Raw genomic sequence first — 16,596 nt, forward strand, 5'->3', positions numbered from 1 at the left:
TTTCTGGCTCCCCCTCAGCCCCGGACCCGAAGGCGGTCGGTGCTGTCCTCGCTGGGCTGGACGACGACGATGCCCTGGCCGGAGAAGGCCATCTGGTAGGCCTCGCCGCTGCCCCGGCCGATGAGCGACTGCGCCTTGAAGCTGCGCTTGCCCTTCACCTTGAGGTTCGGCGACCAGGCGACGAGCGCGTCGGGGTCGACGTACGTCTCGTCCTCGCCACCGCCGCAGTCGACGACGATCGGCTTGCCCCGGGAGGTCAGCGCGACCCAGCCCTGCCCGGAGATCTTGGTGTTCCACAGGCCCTGGCCGGCGAACTTCGCGAGCCCCTTGACGCGCTCGACACCCCAGGTGAGGTGCGCGTCGAAGGCGAGCAGGTTGGTGGCGTTGACGGAGATGCCGTCACCGTTGAGGTTGATCACGACGACGTTGGCGCCGTAGTCGGCGAGGTAGAGCAGGCCGTCGCCCGAGCACTTCATCAGGGGCGCGCCCTCGCCGGTCATCCAGTCGCGCGCGATCTGGCGCACGGCCGGCGGGTTGGGCTCGTACTGCACGAAGCCCTCGTAGGCGACCATCGAGCCCACGCGCGCGAGGAGGTCGTTCCCGGTCTGGAGGGCGACCTTCAGCATGTGGTTGCCGTGGTTCTCCATACGGGCGGTGACGGGTGCGGGGGCATAGCCCGCGAGTGGCTGGTTCATGACGGGCTCCCTCAGACCTCGTACGGCTGGACGACGATGAAGTTGCCGGGAGCGCCCCGGAACTGGAGGTTGACGCTCTCCCCGGTGTCGCCGGGGTAGGCGTTGCGGCGCATCCGGACCTGGCTGGAGACGACCACCTGGGCGGCGGACGACCAGGCGACGACGGCGTTGCAGTCGGCGAACGTGGTGGGAGTGACCGGCAGGACGACGGGCGTGCCGTGCGTCTTGACGACGATCGTGCCGGTACCCGTGAACTGCATGGTGAACAGGGCGCCGCCGGGGATGCCGTGCCCCTCGATTCGGCGGACCTCGTACTGGAGGCTCTCGTCGAAGGCGAGGACGTTCTCCGCGGAGACGCAGATGCCGTCACCCTGGAGCTCGATGGGGTGCAGCATCGAGGAGTTCTCGGCGAGGAACACCTGTCCCTGGCCGGTGCAGCGCATCAGCTGCATCTCCTGACCGGTGGCGTTGCCGACGATCCGGCCGGTGAACCCGGCGCCCTTGTAGCTGAAGTCGACCTTGCCCTGATAGAGGACCATGCTGCCCTGGCGGGCGAGGACGGGCTGGCCTCCCATCCCGAGGTCGACGCGGACCAGCTTCCTGTTCTGCTGGGTCCAGCGCTGTCCGGTGGGCGTCTCCTTGAACTGCTGGAGCGCCGCGGCCACGCCGGCACCGCCCTGGGGCGCGCCCTGCGGTACGCCGTACGCCTGCTGGCCCGGGACCTGCCCGAACGGAGGCTGCTGGCCGTAGCCGGGCGGCTGCGGCGGCTGACCGTAGCCGGGGGGCATGGGCGCGGTCGGCGCGGGGCCCTGACCGTACGGCTGCTGCTGGGGCGGCTGGCCGTAGGGCGCCGGGGCCGGTGCGGGAGGCGGTACCTGGCCGCCGCCGGGCGGGGTCAGGGGCGCGATGATGGTCGGCGCGGCGTGCACCGAGGGCGCGGGCGCCGGCGCGGGGGGCGGCGGGGTCGCGCCGGGCGGGGGCGCGAAGCCCTGCACGGCGGGCTGCGGCTGCGCCGGAGCGGGCGCGGGCGCGGAAGGTGCGCCGAACGCGGGCGGGGCGAAGCCGGGAGCGGCAGCGCCGGCCTGCGGCTGCTGCGGCGCGGCGGGCGCCTCCTCCTCCGCGACCTCGCCGCCGAAGTTCTTCAGCAGCGCGTCCAGACCGCCGTCGAAGCCCTGTCCGACGGCCGCGAACCGCCACACGTCCTTCAGGTAGAAGTCACCCAGCATCACGGCCCGCTCGCTGGAGAACTCGGAGCCGCTGAACGCGTAGCGGGCCACTTCCTCGCCGCCCGCGACGATACGGAGATAGCCGGGGTTGATCTGCGACATCTGCCCGGCGCCGTCGAGCGTCGCCGTGAAGGACAGCTTCTGGATCTGCGGCGGAATCCGGTCGAGGGTGATGCGGAAGGACTCCGTGTCGCCCGCCTGGGCGCCCAGGAGCTGGACGGACTCCTCGGGGGACTTCGGCTGGTTGAAGAAGATGAAGTAACGGTCGTCCGAGAGCCGCTCGTCGGCGTCGAGGCCGAAGCAGCTGATGTCGAAGGTCAGGCCGGGGGCGGTGATCTGCACGCCTACGTACAGATCGGTGCCCGCGGTGAGGTCACTGATCTTGGCCTTGTGGCCGCGCTGGAATTCCCTGGGCATGCGTAACGACCGTCCCCCATCCCGATTGTGAATGCGTCGCGTCAGGCTAACGGCAAAGTCGGACAACGCACGATGTCGGTACAGACCCGGTACACAACCGGCGTCACGCGACAGGGGACGGGCTCACCGCGTACGCCGCAGGTCACTCCTCGCCCGTGACGGGCAGGTGGGGCAGCCGTTCGGCCGCGACGACGCCCTCGAGGTAGCCCCGGGCGCGCTCGGTGCGCGGGTACGCCTCCAGCAGCCGCCAGAAGTCGGGGCCGTGACCGGGCACGAGCAGATGCGCGAGCTCGTGGGCGAGGACGTAGTCGATGACGTACTCGGGCATGCCCTTCAGACGGTGCGACAGGCGGATGCTGCCCTCGGCCGGTGTGCACGAGCCCCAGCGGGTGTTCTGGTTGGTCACCCAGCGGACCGAGGCGGGCCGGGCCCGGCCGCCGAAGCACTGGGCCGACAGCCGCTCGGCGCGCTCGGCCAACTCCGCGTCGCCCGGGACACGCCGGCTCTCCTGCGCGGCGAGCTTGTCGAGCATGACGCTCACCCAGCGTTGCTCCTCGGCCTCGGACATCCGGGCAGGGATGAGCACGATGGTGCGATCGCCCTCGCGGTACGCGGAGACCGTCCGACGTCGACGGGCGCTCCTGCGGACCTCGATCGCGCTCGCCCGTGGGCCGCTGGGCGGCTGGCTCGTCGTGCTGCGCTGTGGTGTTCCGGCGCGGTGCAATGGGTCGGCGGACACGCCCCGACGTTACCCGCTGCACACGGGGGAAGTCCCGACTCCGGAACGGTTCGGTTCCGATCCGCCCTGCCGTATTTGCCTCGTACGACGGATTTGTACGATGAACGCCCCTGCCTGTGGACAACTTTCGGCACGCTCGAGCGGGCCCGGGCATGCTGGCACTCGTCGGCGGAGCGAGGACACCCCACGCCCCCGCTCCGCCGATGTGACGGGGAGTTTCCAGGCATACGGGGGCCTTTGATGCATCCGATGGTGAAGCCCGCGCTGCGGCGCGGCTGGCGTGACCTCAACACGGTGCAGTTCGGGATGACACCGGCGCACGCGCTGACGCTCGGCCCGGTGGACACGGCGACGGGCAGTTTCCTCGACCTGCTGGACGGCACCCGCGGGCTGGCGCTGCTGCGCGAGGAAGGCCGCCGAATGGACCTGCCGGACGGTCATGTCGACCGGCTGGTGGAGCGGCTGGCGCGGGCGGGGCTGCTCGACGACGCCCGCGGCGGCGGGCCGGAAGCCGTCGAGCTGCGGGAGCGGAAAGAGGTCCTGGACCGGCTGCGCCCCGACCTCGCCGCGCTGTCCCTCCTCACATCGGAACCGGGCGACGCGATCGAGCGGCTGACCGTCCGGCACCGGCTGCGGGTCCAGGTGCGGGGCGCCGGCCGGGTCGGGGCGGTACTGGCGGCGCTGCTCTCGGGTGCGGGGGTCGGCGAGGTGGACGTGCGGGACGGCGGCCGGGTCGAGCCGGGGGACATCGCACCGGGCGGTCTGCCCGCCGAGGCGGTCGGCGAGCGTCGGGACGAATCGGCCCGCCGCGCCGTGCGCCGGGCCGCCCCGGGCCCCGTACCCCGCAGAGGACCGCGGTCACCTGCCGAGGCGGACACCCCCGGTTTCTCCCTGGTGATCATCGCCCCACGGGACGACGTGTCCGTGCACGCGCCCGCTCCCTCGGAGGCGGAGCCTCTGGTCGCCTCGGGTACGCCGCACCTCTACGCCGGCGTCGTGGAGGGGACGGGCATCGTCGGCCCGCTCGTGCTGCCGGGCGAGACGGGCTGCGCGGGCTGTCTGCACCAGGAGCGCACCGACCGGGATCCGGCCTGGCCACGGCTGGTCGCCCAGTGGCACTCCGGGCGACGGCGCCCGGCGCGGGCCTGCGACCTGACGCTGGCCACGACCGTCGCCGGGCTGGCGGCCGCCCACGCGCTCACCTTCCTCGACGGCCGGACCCCGTCGAGCGCCGGCGCCCGCTGGGAGGTCTCCGTCCCCGCCCTCCAGTGGCACGCCCGACCGGTATGGCCCCATTCCGCATGCCCGTGCGGGGCCTCAGAGAAAGGTAAGCAGGAACACATCGCCGAGGACCGGGCAACGCACGCGACAATGGCAGGGCAGCATTCGAAGGAGTTCCGCCGTACGACAGACGCGGCGCGGCTGGCCGGTACTTGGAGGGCGCATGTCTGATCTTCCCCGGAAGGCGGTCACCCGGACCGCCAAACTCGCCGCGCTCCCGCTCGGCTTCGCCGGGCGGGCGACCTGGGGCCTGGGCAAGCGAATCGTGGGCGAGTCCGCGGAGATCGTCGGCCGCGAGCTGCAGCAGCGCACCGCGGAGCAGCTCTTCAAGGTGCTGGGCGAGTTGAAGGGGGGCGCGATGAAGTTCGGACAGGCCATGTCCGTCTTCGAGTCCGCCCTGCCCGAGGAGGTCGCCGGTCCCTACCGTGCGGCCCTCACCAAACTCCAGGAGGCGGCGCCTCCCATGCCGACCCGCACGATGCACTCGGTGCTCGCGGAACGGCTCGGCGAGGACTGGCCCGAGCTGTTCCTGGAGTTCGACGACAAGCCGGCCGCGGCAGCCTCGATCGGCCAGGTGCACCGAGCCGTGTGGCACGACGGCCGGGAGGTCGCGGTCAAGGTCCAGTACCCCGGGGCCGGTGAGGCCCTGCTGTCCGACCTGAACCAACTGAGCCGCTTCGCCCGCCTGTTGGGCCCGCTCATTCCGGGGATGGACGTCAAGCCACTGATCACCGAGCTCAGGGACCGTGTCTCCGAGGAGCTCGACTACGGCCTGGAGGCACAGGCCCAGCGGGCCCACGCGGAAGAGTTCGCCGGCGATCCCGACGTGGTGATCCCGGCGGTGGTCCACCAGTGCGACCAGGTCCTGGTCACCGAGTGGATCGACGGCGTGCCCCTGTCCGAGGTGATCACCGACGGCACCCAGGAGCAGCGCGACCGGGCCGGCCAGTTGCTGTCGCTGTTCCTCTTCTCCGGTCCGGCCCGCACCGGCCTGCTCCACGCCGACCCGCACCCCGGCAACTTCCGCCTCCTGCCCGGCGGACCGGACGGCGAGGACGACTGGCGCCTGGGCGTCCTGGACTTCGGCACGGTGGACCGGCTCCCGGGCGGTCTGCCGGACCCGATCGGCGAGTCCCTGCGCATGACCCTCGACGGTGAGGCGGAGGCGGTCTACGAACTCCTCCGCAGGGAGGGCTTCGTCAAGGACTCCATCGAGCTGGATCCCGACGCGGTCCTCGACTACCTCCTGCCGATCATCGAGCCGGCCCTGGTGGAGGAGTTCACCTTCAGCCGCGGCTGGATGCGCAGTCAGGCGGCCCGGATCGCCGACCTCCGCTCCCCCGCCCATCAGCTGGGCAAGCAGCTCAACCTGCCGCCTGCCTATCTGCTGATACACCGGGTCACACTCAGCACGATCGGCGTGCTGTGCCAGCTCGGCGCGACGGTGCGGCTGCGCGAGGAACTGGAGGAGTGGCTGCCCGGGTTCCTCTCGGCGGACGTCCTGGAGGAGTTCGAGGTGGAGGAGTCGGTCGCGGAGGCGTGAGCCGCAGGACCTCCTCACGGGCCTGTGACGTGAATCACCACCACTCCGGGTCCAGTCGTCCTTCGATCGCCCGGAGGTTCTCGCGGGCACAGGCCTCGCAGCAGTAGCTCCGGACGCCGTTCTCCACCGAGCAGGTCCAGGTGACGGGCGGGGGCTCCTCGGCCCGGGCGCCGCAGCGGGCACACACGAGAGGGCGGGGCTCGGTCGGGGAACCGCCTGGGTCATCGTCTCCGGGAGGACTCGTCACCTTCGGGACGATAACGCCGCGGCGGTGGATCGCCCGCACAACGCACCGCGGGGGCCGGTCCGTTCGGACGGACCGGCCCCCGCGGGGAAGAGCTTCGCCTCCCTTTTCCGGGAGGCCACCGCTTCAGGTGTGCGTGGTTACTGCATCACGGCCATGGCGAGCGCCCGCCGAGCGCGCAGCGAAGCGCGCTCGGCCCGGCGCTGCATCCGGCGAGCGGTCGCCAGGCGCAGCGCCCGGCGTTCCCGCTCGGCCTCGTGCAGCCGGTCGTGCATATGCGCACGAGCCAGGGCTTCTGGGATGAGTTGCATCTCGCGTGTCCTGTTCTGACGCGAGTCGTACGCGCCGGTGGTGGTGATGTCTTCGGTCGCGGAGCCTTCGGGCTCGCTGGGGAACGGCTTCATCGGGGCCTGCTTCTTGGGGTCTTGCGTGAGGGGGCGGTCGATCGTTCCTGTGGTGTTCATGCCGTGACCGGGTTCTTGCGCGGGCGGCCACGCGGCCGCTTCCGGGCGACGACGACGCCCTGGACGAACAGCTCGCCACCCCAGACGCCCCAGGGCTCGCGCCGCTCCTTGGCGCCGGCGAGGCAGGCCTCCATCAGCGGGCAGGTGCGGCAGAGGGACTTGGCGTACTCGACGTCGGCCGGCGACTCGGCGAAGAAGACCTCCGGGTCGTAGGAGCGGCAGGGGACGGGTACGCCGAGGTTCTCGATGGCGTCGTCGAGCGCGGTGAGCGCCGTGAGCGGGGTCAAGGTGGAGTCCTCCGTGAGGCCGGGCGGGGGGATCGTTTCGGAAGGCGGTACTGACGGGGCGTGCGCTTCGAGTTGCACGGTTCGTCTTCCTCGTCTGTCGGTCCGGTCCTGTAGGACCGGGTGTCGGCTGGGTACCGGGTTCTTTTCTTGTCCCGAGGCCCCTTCGCTCCGCTTTCCCCGTTGTTCGGGGCAAACAGAAGGGCCGCGGATCCCGGGTGGGTTCCGCGGCCCTGAAGGCGCCGGCCTGATCGACGATCAGGCTGGATCACTCCAGGGTTCTGGCCCACGGAAGGCCCACATCAGGTGGTGCTGCGTCGTCTGCTTCCGGGCTCCGGCACCGGCTGCCGTAAAGGCATAGGCATGCGCCTGCGCCCCTACTGTTTCCAGTGCCTCGGTCGGTCGCTCATTGCGCTCGCGGCTGAGAAGACCCGCGGGAGCAGTGGCGGAGGACGCCGACCGGTCGGCACGAATGCCGGACAGACCGGTGCCCAGGATCGAGACGTCGAGGATGCACGTGGAGACGACCGAGGGATCGGTCAGTTTGGCGGCTGAGCTGCTGTTGATGATGATCACTGGAATCGCCTCCTCTCGGCGTCTCGGGGGACCAGGGATGAATCCGGTCCGGCGGGTATGCAAGTACAGCACGGAATCAGGGCCTTCGAGAAGGCCGCCGTTCCCGTGTCTAAGAACCTATGGGGCTTGCCGGGGCATGCGCAAACTATTTTTCCGACGAGTTCGGATCAGTTGCCCGGCCACCCGCCCTCACTCCCCCTCTTCGTCCCCTGTGACGTCTTGGCCTGCACAGATGGCCAGGACATCGGCGCCGTAGCGGTTGAACTTGCGTACGCCGACCCCCGGGATCCGGGCGAGCTCGCCCTCCTCCTCGGGGACGGTCTCGGCGATCGCCATCAGGGTCTTGTCGGTGAAGACACAGAACGCGGGCTGTCCCGCCTGTCGTGCCTGGACCGCTCGCCAGTCGCGCAGCCGTTCGTACAGCCCCTCGTCCATGTCGGAGGGGCACTCCTCGCAGCGCATCAGTTTCATCTCGCCGGCGTCGGTCAGAGTGCGCCCGCAGACCCGGCAGCGGGCCGGGCTCCGCTGGGTCCGGCGCCGCTCGACGGGGGCGCCCGCCGCCGCGGCACCGGTGAAGCCGCGCTCGATGCCCCCGCCGCCTCCGCCGGCGCCGCGGCCGGCGGCGGCAGCGCCCGAACCGGGACGCAGGCCGTCGAGGAAGCGGCTGGGACGGCGGCTCGGACGGCCGCCGGGTGAGCGGGAGAGCGCCCAGGAGACGTGCAGGCGCTCACGGGCCCGGGTGACTCCGACGTAGAGGAGGCGGCGCTCCTCCTCGATCTGCTCGTCGGTCTTGGCATAGGTGATCGGCATCATGCCCTCGGCGACGCCGACCAGGAAGACGACGTCCCACTCCAGGCCCTTGGCCGAGTGCAGGGAGGCCAGGGTCACGCCCTGGACGGTCGGGGCGTGCTGGGCGTTCGCCCGTTCGTCGAGCTCGGCGACCAGGTCGGCGAGGGTGGCGCCGGACTGCGCGGCGGCGAAGTCCTGCGCGAGGTTGACCAGTGCCGCCAGCGACTCCCAGCGTTCTCTGACGGCTCCGGAGCCGGCCGGCGGCTGCGAGGTCCAGCCCTCGCCCGAAAGGACGGCACGCACCTGGGAAGGCAGGTCGACGGTGTCCTCGAGGAGGGTGTCGTTGCCGCCGAAGCGGGCCGCGCCGCGCAGGGCGACGCCCGCCTTGCGGACCTCGGGGCGGTCGAAGAAGCGCTCCGCGCCCCGCAGCTGGTACGGGATGCCGCGGTCGGCGAGCGCCTGCTCGTACGTCTCCGACTGTGAATTGGTGCGGAACAGGACGGCCATCTCCGCGGCCGGGACACCGGCGTCGAGAAGCTCGCGGATCCGCCGGGCCGCGCCCTCGGCCTCGGCGGGCTCGTCGGGGTACTCGCCGTAGCCGGGCTCGGGTCCCGGGCCGCGTTGGGAGACGAGCTCCAGGCGGTGGTCCGCGGCACGGCCCCGGGCCTGGGAGAGCAGACCGTTGGCGAGGTGGACGACCTGGGGGGTGGAGCGGTAGTCGCGGACCAGTTTGACGACGGTGGCGCCGGGGTGACGGGTGCGGAAGTCGAGGAGGTGGTCGGGGGTGGCTCCGGTGAAGGAGTAGATCGTCTGGCTGGCGTCCCCGACCACGCACAGGTTGTCCCGCTCGCCGAGCCACAGCTCGAGCAGGCGCTGCTGGAGCGGGCTGACGTCCTGGTACTCGTCGACCACGAAGTGCTGGTACTGGGCGCGGACCTGCTCGGCGATGTCGTGCCGGTCCTGGAGGACAGCGACGGTCAGCAGCAGGACGTCCTCGAAGTCGATGACACCGCGCTGCCGCTTGAGGTCCTCGTAGGCCGCGTAGAGCTGGGCGATCTCGGCGGGGTCGCGGGGGATCTCGCGGCCCGCCTTCGCGGCGGCCAGGGCGTAGTCGGAGGGGACGGTCTGGGTGACCTTGGACCACTCGATCTCCGCGGTGGCGTCCCGCAGCTCGCCCCGGTCGAGACGGATGCGGCACGCGGCCGCCGCGTCGACGACGAGCTGGATCTTGCGGTCGACGAGCCGGGGCAGAGAGCCACCGATCGCTTTCGGCCAGAAGTACTGAAGCTGACGCAGGGCCGCGGAGTGGAAGGTGCGGGCCTGGACGCCCTGGGCGCCGAGCTGACGCAGCCGGCCCCGCATCTCCCCGGCGGCACGGTTGGTGAAGGTGACGGCCAGCACACTGGACGGGTGCACGATGCCGGCGCGCACCCCGTAGGCGATGCGATGGGTGATCGCCCGGGTCTTGCCGGTGCCCGCTCCTGCCAGCACGCACACCGGACCGTTCAGGGCGGTGGCCACCTCGCGCTGCTCGGGGTCGAGCCCTTCGAGCACCGCGTCGGCCGAGTCCGGTACCCGCGGGAAGAGGGTGGAGTGCGTTGCTGCTGTCACATGGCCATGCTGCCAGGTCGGCGGAGACGGACGAGCCGGTTGTCCACAGGTGGGCCCTCGCAGTCGTATTAATGCGGCGAGCGTCACGCTCGGAGGTCCGTCCCTCGGCGGAAAGGGAGGCCGACGGGAATGGTGGCACTTTCACGTACGTTCTCCCACTGCGACCACCTGCCCCCGACCCGCCTAAGGAGCACAAGAGACATGCTGGGCACTGTGACGATGTACAGCACCACGTGGTGCGGCTACTGCCAGCGGCTGAAGAAGCAGCTCGACCGCGAGGGCATCGGATACACCGAGATCAACATCGAGCAGGACCCGGAGTCCGCGGCGTTCGTGGAGAAGGCCAATGGCGGAAACCAGACGGTTCCGACCGTGCTGTTCCCCGACGGCTCCACGCTGACGAACCCGTCGCTGGCGCAGGTGAAGCAGAGGATCGGCGCGTAACCAGATCGGCGCGTAACCGCGTTCGGCGCCTGGCCGGACGCGAGAAGGGCGGCCCCCCGAGACATCGGGGGGCCGCCCTTCTCGCGTCGTGGGTCAGACGAAGCTGCGGGTCGGCAGCGGCTTGCCGTACCAGAGCTCGATCAGACGGGCCGCGATGGAGATGCCGTAGGGCGGCAGCACCTCGCCGGACTCGAAGGAGGCGCCGAGTTCGTCCCGGGAGAACCAGCGGGCCTCGTGGATCTCGTCGCCGTCGACGTCGATGTCGGTGGACGTGGCACGGGCCATGAAGCCCAGCATGAGGCTGGACGGGAAGGGCCAGGGCTGGCTGGCGATGTAGTCGACCTGGCCGACGGTGACACCGACCTCCTCGAAGACCTCGCGGCGCACGGACTGCTCGATGGACTCGCCGGGCTCGACGAAGCCGGCGAGGGTCGAGAAACGGCCCTCGGGCCAGTGGACCTGGCGGCCGAGGAGGATGCGGTCCTCCTCGTCCGTGACGGCCATGATCACCGCGGGGTCGGTGCGCGGGTAGTGCTCGGCACCGCAGGCGGGGCAGCGGCGGATGTGGCCGGCCGCGGCGATCACCGTGCGCTCGCCGCAGCGGGAGCAGAAGCGGTGCAGGCGCTGCCAGTTCTCCAGGGCCACCGCGTGGACCATCAGTCCCGTCTCGCGCGGCGACAGCAGCAGGCCCGCCTCGCGCAGACCGGCCGGGCGCGCGGACTGGTCGATACGGCCGGGCAGCGCGTCCTTCTGGAGCGCGAAGTAGCTGACACCGTCCTCGTCGGTCCCCAGGAAGTAGCGGTGCGCCTCGGTCAGGGGCGCCTCGAACGACGGGGTCATGACCAGCTCGGTGTGGCCTTCGGACGTCTCGTCGATGAGCACCTGGCCGCCGGAGACGACGAAACAGCGCGTCGTGGGGTGGCTCCACGCCGCGGCGAGCCAGGCCTCGTCGAGCCGGTGGTGGGCGGCGCGGTCGACACCGCTCGGCGCGGTGAGCGAGATGGGTCGATCGGCGTTCTGGTCGGTCCAGGTGGTCACGGGTACTTCCAACTCCCCCGGTGGAACGGTTGTTTCGGCGGGTGGTTCAGTGGGACGTACGGCAGAGGACGACCGGTCTCGGTGTGGTGTCGCGGGGCGGGGCGGTCTTTCCAGTGTGCCCCGCGCGCGGGTCCCCTCCGGACCGTGCGGCGGCGTCAGGGCTCATGACGCCAGCTCTCGGCGAGGTCGCCCCAGAGGTACGCGGTGGCCTCGACGCCCTTGAGGAGGAGGTCCAGCTCGACCTTCTCGTTCGGCGCGTGCCAGCCGTCCGAGGGAACGGAGATGCCCAGGAAGAGCACGGGGGCGCCGAGGACCTCCTGGAGGTCGGCGGCCGGTCCCGAGCCGCCCTCCCGGGTGAAGCGGACGGGCCCTTCGAAGGCACGGCCCATGGCACGGACCACGGACCGCAGGGCCGGGTGGTCCAGCGGGGTCAGACACGGGCGCGTGGCCGGGCTGAACACGATCTCGTGCCCGATCCCGGCGGGCAGCTGCGCGGACGCCCAGTCACGGACGGCCTTCTCCACCTGATCGGGGTCCTGTCCCGCGACCAGCCGGAACGACAGCTTCACAAAGGCCGAGGACGGGATGATCGTCTTGCTGCCCGGGCCCTGGTAGCCGCCGCCGATGCCGTTGACCTCGGCGGTGGGGCGGGCCCAGACGCGCTCCAGGGTGGTGTGTCCGGCCTCGCCGTGGGTGGCGTGCGACCTGGCGGTGCGCAGCCACCGGTCCTCGTCGAACGGCAGCTCGGCGAAGAGCTCGCGCTCGCGGTCGGTGAGCTCGACGATGCCGTCGTAGAAGCCGGGAACGGCCACGCGCGCGTGCTCGTCGTGCAGGGCCGCGACAAGGCGGGCGGCAGCGGTGGCCGGGTTGGGCACGGCACCGCCGAAGGAGCCCGAGTGGATGTCCTGGTCGGGGCCGAACAGCCGGATCTCGCACTCGGCGAGGCCGCGCATGCCGGTGCACACCGTGGGGGTGTCCTCGGACCACATGCCGGTGTCGGAGACGATCACGGCGTCCGCGGCGAGCCGTTCCGCCTGCTCCTCGACCAGGGCGCGGAAGTTCGGGGAGCTGGACTCCTCCTCGCCCTCGATCAGCAGCTTGAGGCCGACGGCCGGAGCCGTGCGGCCGGTGGCGGCGAGATGGGCGCGGACACCGAGGGTGTGGAAGAAGACCTGGCCCTTGTCGTCGGCCGCTCCCCGCGCGTACAGGCGGTTTCCGCGGACGACGGGCTCGAAGGGGTCGGTGTCCCAGCCGTCCTCGCGGGCGGCGGGCTGCACGTCGTGATGTCCGTAGACCAGGACGGTGGGGGCCCGGGGATCTCCGGAGGGCCACTCCGCGTAGACGGCCGGCGCGCCCGGCGTCTGCCAGACCTCGACGGTCGGGAAGCCGGTCTCCTTGAGCTTGGCCGCGAGCCAGTCCGCGCTGCGCCGTACGTCGGGTGCGTGGTCGGGCTGCGCCGACACCGACGGGATGCGCAGCCATTCGGCGAGGTCGTCGAGGAAGGCGGCGCGGTGCTGCTCGATGTACGTGCGGACGGCGCTGACGGCACTGTCAACGGTATGGCTCATGGTCACGAGCCTATCGGCCCGCACCGACATCCTCGCCGGGCCCTTGCGCAGGGTTTACTTGCGCGACCGGACCGCCACGGTCCTCCTCGGCGCCGTCCTCCCCGGTCAACAGGCGCTCCAGGGCGGCACGATCGGGCAGACCCTCCGGTCGTACGACGTCGCCGCTGCGAACGTAGAGGAACGCCGCTGTGACGGATTCCACGGGCACACCCTGCTGCTCGGCCCACGCGAGCCGGTAGAGGGCGAGCTGGAGGGGGTCGGCGGTGTGGGCGCGGTGGGTCTTCCAGTCGACGATGTCGTAGGTGGCCGTGTCTCCGTCGCCCTCCTTGTAGACCGCGTCTATACGGCCCCGTACGACGCGGCCGGCGAGGGCGAGCTGGAAGGGAGCCTCGACGCGGTAGGGCGTGCGGTGGGCGTATTCGGTGCTCTCGAAGGCTTCCTTGAGCGCTTCCAGATCGCGCTCGTCGGCGATCTCGGCGTCGTCGCCGGGCAGCTCGTGCGGTTCCAGCAGGGGGAGCGTCAACTCCTCGAAGCGGGCCTCCACCCACGCGTGGAACCTGGTGCCCCGGCGCGCGGCCGGTTGCGGGGGGCGCGGCATGGGGCGCGCGAGTTCCTGCGCGAGACCGTCCGGGTCGGCGGCCAGCCGCAGCACCTGCGAGGCGGTCAGGGTCGTGGGCAGGATCACGTCCGTGACGCTCCGGCGGGCGCGGAGCAGCTCTCCGGCGAGCGCGTCGAGGTCACGGTCCCAGGAGGCGACGGCGCGGGACTCCTCAGGGGTGAGGGAGGGCCTGCGCGGGCGGGTCGCGGGAAGCCCGGGGGCCGTCGCCTGGTGGGGCACGGCGAGGCGGGTGCCCTCGAAGGGCGCGTCCCCGAACGGGTCGGACTCGCCGTACGACGGCTCGTCGTGCCCGGGATCGCCGTACTCGGCGTCGTCGTACCGGGGCTCGTCGTACTCGGGCTCGTCGTACTCGGGCTCGTAGGAGAGCTCGTCCTCGTCCGGCGGCGGGGGCCAGTCCGGGTCGTCGTAGGTGTCCGGGTCGTGGGTGGCGCCGGGGTGGCCGTCCTGGTGCGAGGCGAGGTCCTCCAGGTGGGCGAGGACGGTCTCGGCGGCGGCGCGGCGGCGGGCGAGGGAGTCGTCGTCCAGCGGGAGCGGCCAGACCTGGTCGGCCGTCGCCCGGTGCAGGACGGGGTTCTCCTCGTCCTCCGCCGGTTCGTCCGCCCAGGCCTCGATCTCGCCGTGCCCGGCCGCGCAGTGTCGGTACAGCTCCTGGAGGAAGTCGGACGGGCCGCGGGGCTTCTTCTGGGTGGGGCCCCACCAGTGGCCGGACCCGAGGAGCAGGGAGCGGGGGCGGGTGAAGGTGACGTAGCCGAGGCGGAGTTCCTCGGTGCGCTGGTGGTCCTTCATGGCCTCGTGGAAGGCCTTCATGCCCCGCGCGTCCCAGGAGTCGAGGTCGGGGAGGGTGTCGGCGTCGCCGCGCAGTGCGTGCGGCAGCACCTTGGCCTGGGCGGTCCACTTCTCGCGGCCCTGGCCGCTGGGGAAGGTTCCGGTGACCAGGCCGGGGACGGCGACGACGTCCCACTCCAGGCCCTTGGACTTGTGCGCGGTGAGCACCTTGACGGTGTTCTCGCCGCCGGGGAGGGCGTTGTCGAGGCCCTTCTCGTACTGGGCGGCGGTGCGCAGGAAAGCGAGGAAGGCCAGCAGGCTCGCCTGGCTCTCGCTCGCGGCGAAGGAGGCCGCGATGTCGAGGAAGTTGGACAGGGTCTCGCGGCGCCGGGCGGCCAGGGCCTGCGGGGACGCGGACAGTTCGACCTCGAGGCCGGTGACGGCGAGGACGCGGTGCAGTACGTCCATCAGGGGGTCGGCCAGGGAACGACGCAGGTCACGCAGTTCGGTGGCGAGTCGCGCGAACCGCACGCGCGCGTCCGGCGAGAAGGGCAGCCCGTCGTCGTACCCGGACCTGCCACCGCCGTCGCCGTACAGGGGCGTCTCCAGGAAGGTGTCGAGGGCGTCCGCGAGCGATATCACCTCGGACGGGTCCACCCCCTCGACGGCCTCGGCCAGACGGCGGTCCGGGTCGTCGTCGGCGTTCCCGCGCGCGTGGGTGACGAGCAGCCGTGCCCTGCGGCCCAGGAGCGCGAGGTCGCGGGGGCCGATGCGCCAGCGCGGGCCGGTGAGCAGGCGGACCAGGGAGGCGTTGGCGCCGGGGTCCTGGAGGACCTCGCAGACGGCGACCAGGTCGGCGACCTCGGGCAGGTGCAGGAGACCGGAGAGACCCACCACCTCGACGGGGACGTCCCGGGCGACCAGCGCACCCTGGATCTCCGCGAAGTCGGTGGCCGTGCGGCACAGGACGGCGATCTCGCCGGGTGCCGTGCCGGTGCGCACGAGGTGGGCGACGGAGTCGGCGATCCAGTCCATCTCCTCGGCGTGCGTGTTCAGGAGGGCGCAGCGCACCACTCCGTCGCGCTCCGCACCGGGGGCCGGGCGCAGGGCCTCCACGCCCGCGTGCATGGCGCGCAGCGGCTCGGCGAGGCCGTTGGCGAGGTCCAGGAGACGGCCGCCGCTGCGGCGGTTCTCGCTGAGCGACTGGCGTCGCGCCCTGCTTCCGTCGCGGTGCGCGAAGTGTTCGGGGAAGTCGTCGAGGTTCGCCACGGAGGCGCCGCGCCAGCCGTAGATGGCCTGGCAGGGGTCGCCGACGGCGGTCACGGGGTGCCCGGTGCCGCCGCCGAACAGGCCGGCCAGGAGGATGCGCTGGGCCACCGACGTGTCCTGGTACTCGTCGAGGAGGACGACGCGGAACTCCTCGCGCAGGATCGGTCCCACTTCGGGAACCTGGGCGAGCCGGGCCGCCAGGGCGATCTGGTCGCCGAAGTCGAGCAGGTCGCGCTCGCGCTTGGCGGTCCGGTAGCGCAGCACCAGGTCGGCCAGTTCGCGTCGGGCGGCGGCCGTCTCGGGCACCTTGCGCAGGTCGGCGTTGGTGAGTCCGGCGCCTTCCAGGTCGCTCAGCAGTCCGGCGTCCCACGCGCGCAGGTCCTCGGGGCGGACTAGGTGTTCGGCGAGTTCGGCGTCGAGCGCGAGGAGGTCGCTGATCAGGTCGGCGAAGGAGCGGGTGAGTGACGGGTAGGGGCCGGGGGCCTCGCGCAGCACCCGCGCGGCGAGCTGGTAGCGGGTGGCGTCGGCGAGCAGGCGGGACGTCGGCTCCAGGCCGATGCGCAGACCGTGGTCGGTCAGCAGGCGGCCCGCGAAGGAGTGGTAGGTGGAGATCACCGGCTCGCCCGGCGGGTTGTCCGGGTCGATGACGTCGGGGTCGGTGACGCCCGCCCTGACCAGTGCCTTGCGGACGCGCTCGGCGAGTTCCCCGGCGGCCTTGTTGGTGAAGGTCAGGCCGAGGACCTGGTCGGGGGCGACCTGGCCGGTGCCGACCAGCCACAGCACGCGCGCGGCCATCACCGTCGTCTTGCCCGACCCGGCTCCGGCCACGATCACCTGCGGGGCGGGCGGCGCGGTGATGCAGGCCGTCTGCTCCGGGGTGAAGGGGATCCCGAGGAGCTCCTTGAGCTGCTCGGGATCGCTGATACGGGCGGGCATGGGGAGAGGCTAGCGGCGGGCACTGACAGTCGATGACAAATCACCCCGACCGAACGGGAGAAGTGCAGGTCAGCATAGGTGGTGCGGT

Annotated in this window: 14 protein-coding genes; 3 read left to right on the plus strand and 11 right to left on the minus strand. The window is 71.8% G+C overall.

Features of this window, described 5'->3' with window-relative positions; genetic code table 11:
* Nucleotides 1-14: 14 nt before the first annotated feature.
* From ABT070_RS17675 to ABT070_RS17685, 3 genes are all read right to left on the minus strand, one after another.
* The gene (locus tag ABT070_RS17675; protein WP_020130800.1) at nucleotides 15-695 is read right to left on the minus strand and encodes an AIM24 family protein; all 681 of its coding nucleotides are present in this window, start codon (nucleotides 693-695) and stop codon (nucleotides 15-17) included.
* Nucleotides 696-706: 11 nt separating this feature from the next.
* Nucleotides 707-2,338, minus strand: a complete 1,632-nt coding sequence (locus ABT070_RS17680; RefSeq protein ID WP_351761119.1) for a TerD family protein — start codon at nucleotides 2,336-2,338, stop codon at nucleotides 707-709.
* Nucleotides 2,339-2,480: 142 nt separating this feature from the next.
* Nucleotides 2,481-3,077 (minus strand): M48 metallopeptidase family protein, encoded by a 597-nt coding sequence (locus ABT070_RS17685; RefSeq protein ID WP_351761121.1) that lies wholly within the window; start codon nucleotides 3,075-3,077, stop codon nucleotides 2,481-2,483.
* Nucleotides 3,078-3,317: 240 nt separating this feature from the next.
* Here ABT070_RS17685 and ABT070_RS17690 point away from each other — a divergent pair, with 240 nt between their 5' ends.
* Nucleotides 3,318-4,529 (plus strand): TOMM precursor leader peptide-binding protein, encoded by a 1,212-nt coding sequence (locus ABT070_RS17690; protein WP_351761124.1) that lies wholly within the window; start codon nucleotides 3,318-3,320, stop codon nucleotides 4,527-4,529.
* Complete coding sequence (locus ABT070_RS17695) at nucleotides 4,522-5,901, plus strand: ABC1 kinase family protein (protein WP_351761127.1); 1,380 nt, start codon at nucleotides 4,522-4,524, stop codon at nucleotides 5,899-5,901. Before ABT070_RS17690 ends, ABT070_RS17695 begins: the two co-directional genes overlap by 8 nt.
* Nucleotides 5,902-5,935: 34 nt before the next feature.
* Here the strand turns inward: ABT070_RS17695 and ABT070_RS17700 are convergent, their stop codons facing one another.
* From ABT070_RS17700 to ABT070_RS17720, 5 genes are all read right to left on the minus strand, one after another.
* A complete protein-coding gene (locus ABT070_RS17700; protein WP_351761129.1) occupies nucleotides 5,936-6,148 on the minus strand; it encodes a hypothetical protein in 213 nt (70 codons plus the stop codon).
* Nucleotides 6,149-6,285: 137 nt separating this feature from the next.
* Nucleotides 6,286-6,609, minus strand: coding sequence for a putative WhiB-interacting protein (locus ABT070_RS17705; RefSeq protein ID WP_351761132.1), 324 nt, complete (start codon nucleotides 6,607-6,609; stop codon nucleotides 6,286-6,288).
* Entirely contained in the window at nucleotides 6,606-6,974 is a 369-nt protein-coding gene (locus ABT070_RS17710) for a WhiB family transcriptional regulator (RefSeq protein ID WP_005480495.1), read from the minus strand. The genes ABT070_RS17705 and ABT070_RS17710 overlap by 4 nt, the downstream gene beginning before the upstream one ends.
* A 177-nt stretch (nucleotides 6,975-7,151) precedes the next feature.
* The gene (locus ABT070_RS17715) at nucleotides 7,152-7,469 is read right to left on the minus strand and encodes a hypothetical protein (protein WP_351761135.1); all 318 of its coding nucleotides are present in this window, start codon (nucleotides 7,467-7,469) and stop codon (nucleotides 7,152-7,154) included.
* A 189-nt stretch (nucleotides 7,470-7,658) separates the two neighbouring features.
* The gene (locus ABT070_RS17720; protein ID WP_351761138.1) at nucleotides 7,659-9,869 is read right to left on the minus strand and encodes an ATP-dependent DNA helicase UvrD2; all 2,211 of its coding nucleotides are present in this window, start codon (nucleotides 9,867-9,869) and stop codon (nucleotides 7,659-7,661) included.
* A gap of 201 nt (nucleotides 9,870-10,070) precedes the next feature.
* Between ABT070_RS17720 and ABT070_RS17725 the strand changes: the two genes are divergently transcribed.
* Complete coding sequence (locus ABT070_RS17725; protein ID WP_351761141.1) at nucleotides 10,071-10,313, plus strand: mycoredoxin; 243 nt, start codon at nucleotides 10,071-10,073, stop codon at nucleotides 10,311-10,313.
* A 93-nt stretch (nucleotides 10,314-10,406) separates the two neighbouring features.
* On the opposite strand, the gene nudC is transcribed toward ABT070_RS17725, so the two are convergent.
* The 3 genes from nudC to ABT070_RS17740 form a co-directional block, all read right to left on the minus strand.
* On the minus strand, nucleotides 10,407-11,351 hold the full coding sequence (gene nudC, locus ABT070_RS17730; protein WP_351761144.1) for an NAD(+) diphosphatase: 945 nt from the start codon (nucleotides 11,349-11,351) through the stop codon (nucleotides 10,407-10,409).
* Nucleotides 11,352-11,506: 155 nt separating this feature from the next.
* On the minus strand, nucleotides 11,507-12,919 hold the full coding sequence (locus ABT070_RS17735; protein WP_351761147.1) for a dipeptidase: 1,413 nt from the start codon (nucleotides 12,917-12,919) through the stop codon (nucleotides 11,507-11,509).
* Nucleotides 12,920-12,929: 10 nt separating this feature from the next.
* Nucleotides 12,930-16,508: an ATP-dependent helicase gene (locus tag ABT070_RS17740; RefSeq protein ID WP_351761150.1), complete on the minus strand. Its 3,579-nt coding sequence runs from the start codon at nucleotides 16,506-16,508 to the stop codon at nucleotides 12,930-12,932.
* Between the last annotated feature and the right edge of the window lie 88 nt (nucleotides 16,509-16,596).

The sequence above is a fragment of the Streptomyces sp. NPDC002884 genome, from assembly GCF_040295245.1.
Taxonomy (GTDB): Bacteria; Actinomycetota; Actinomycetes; order Streptomycetales; family Streptomycetaceae; genus Streptomyces.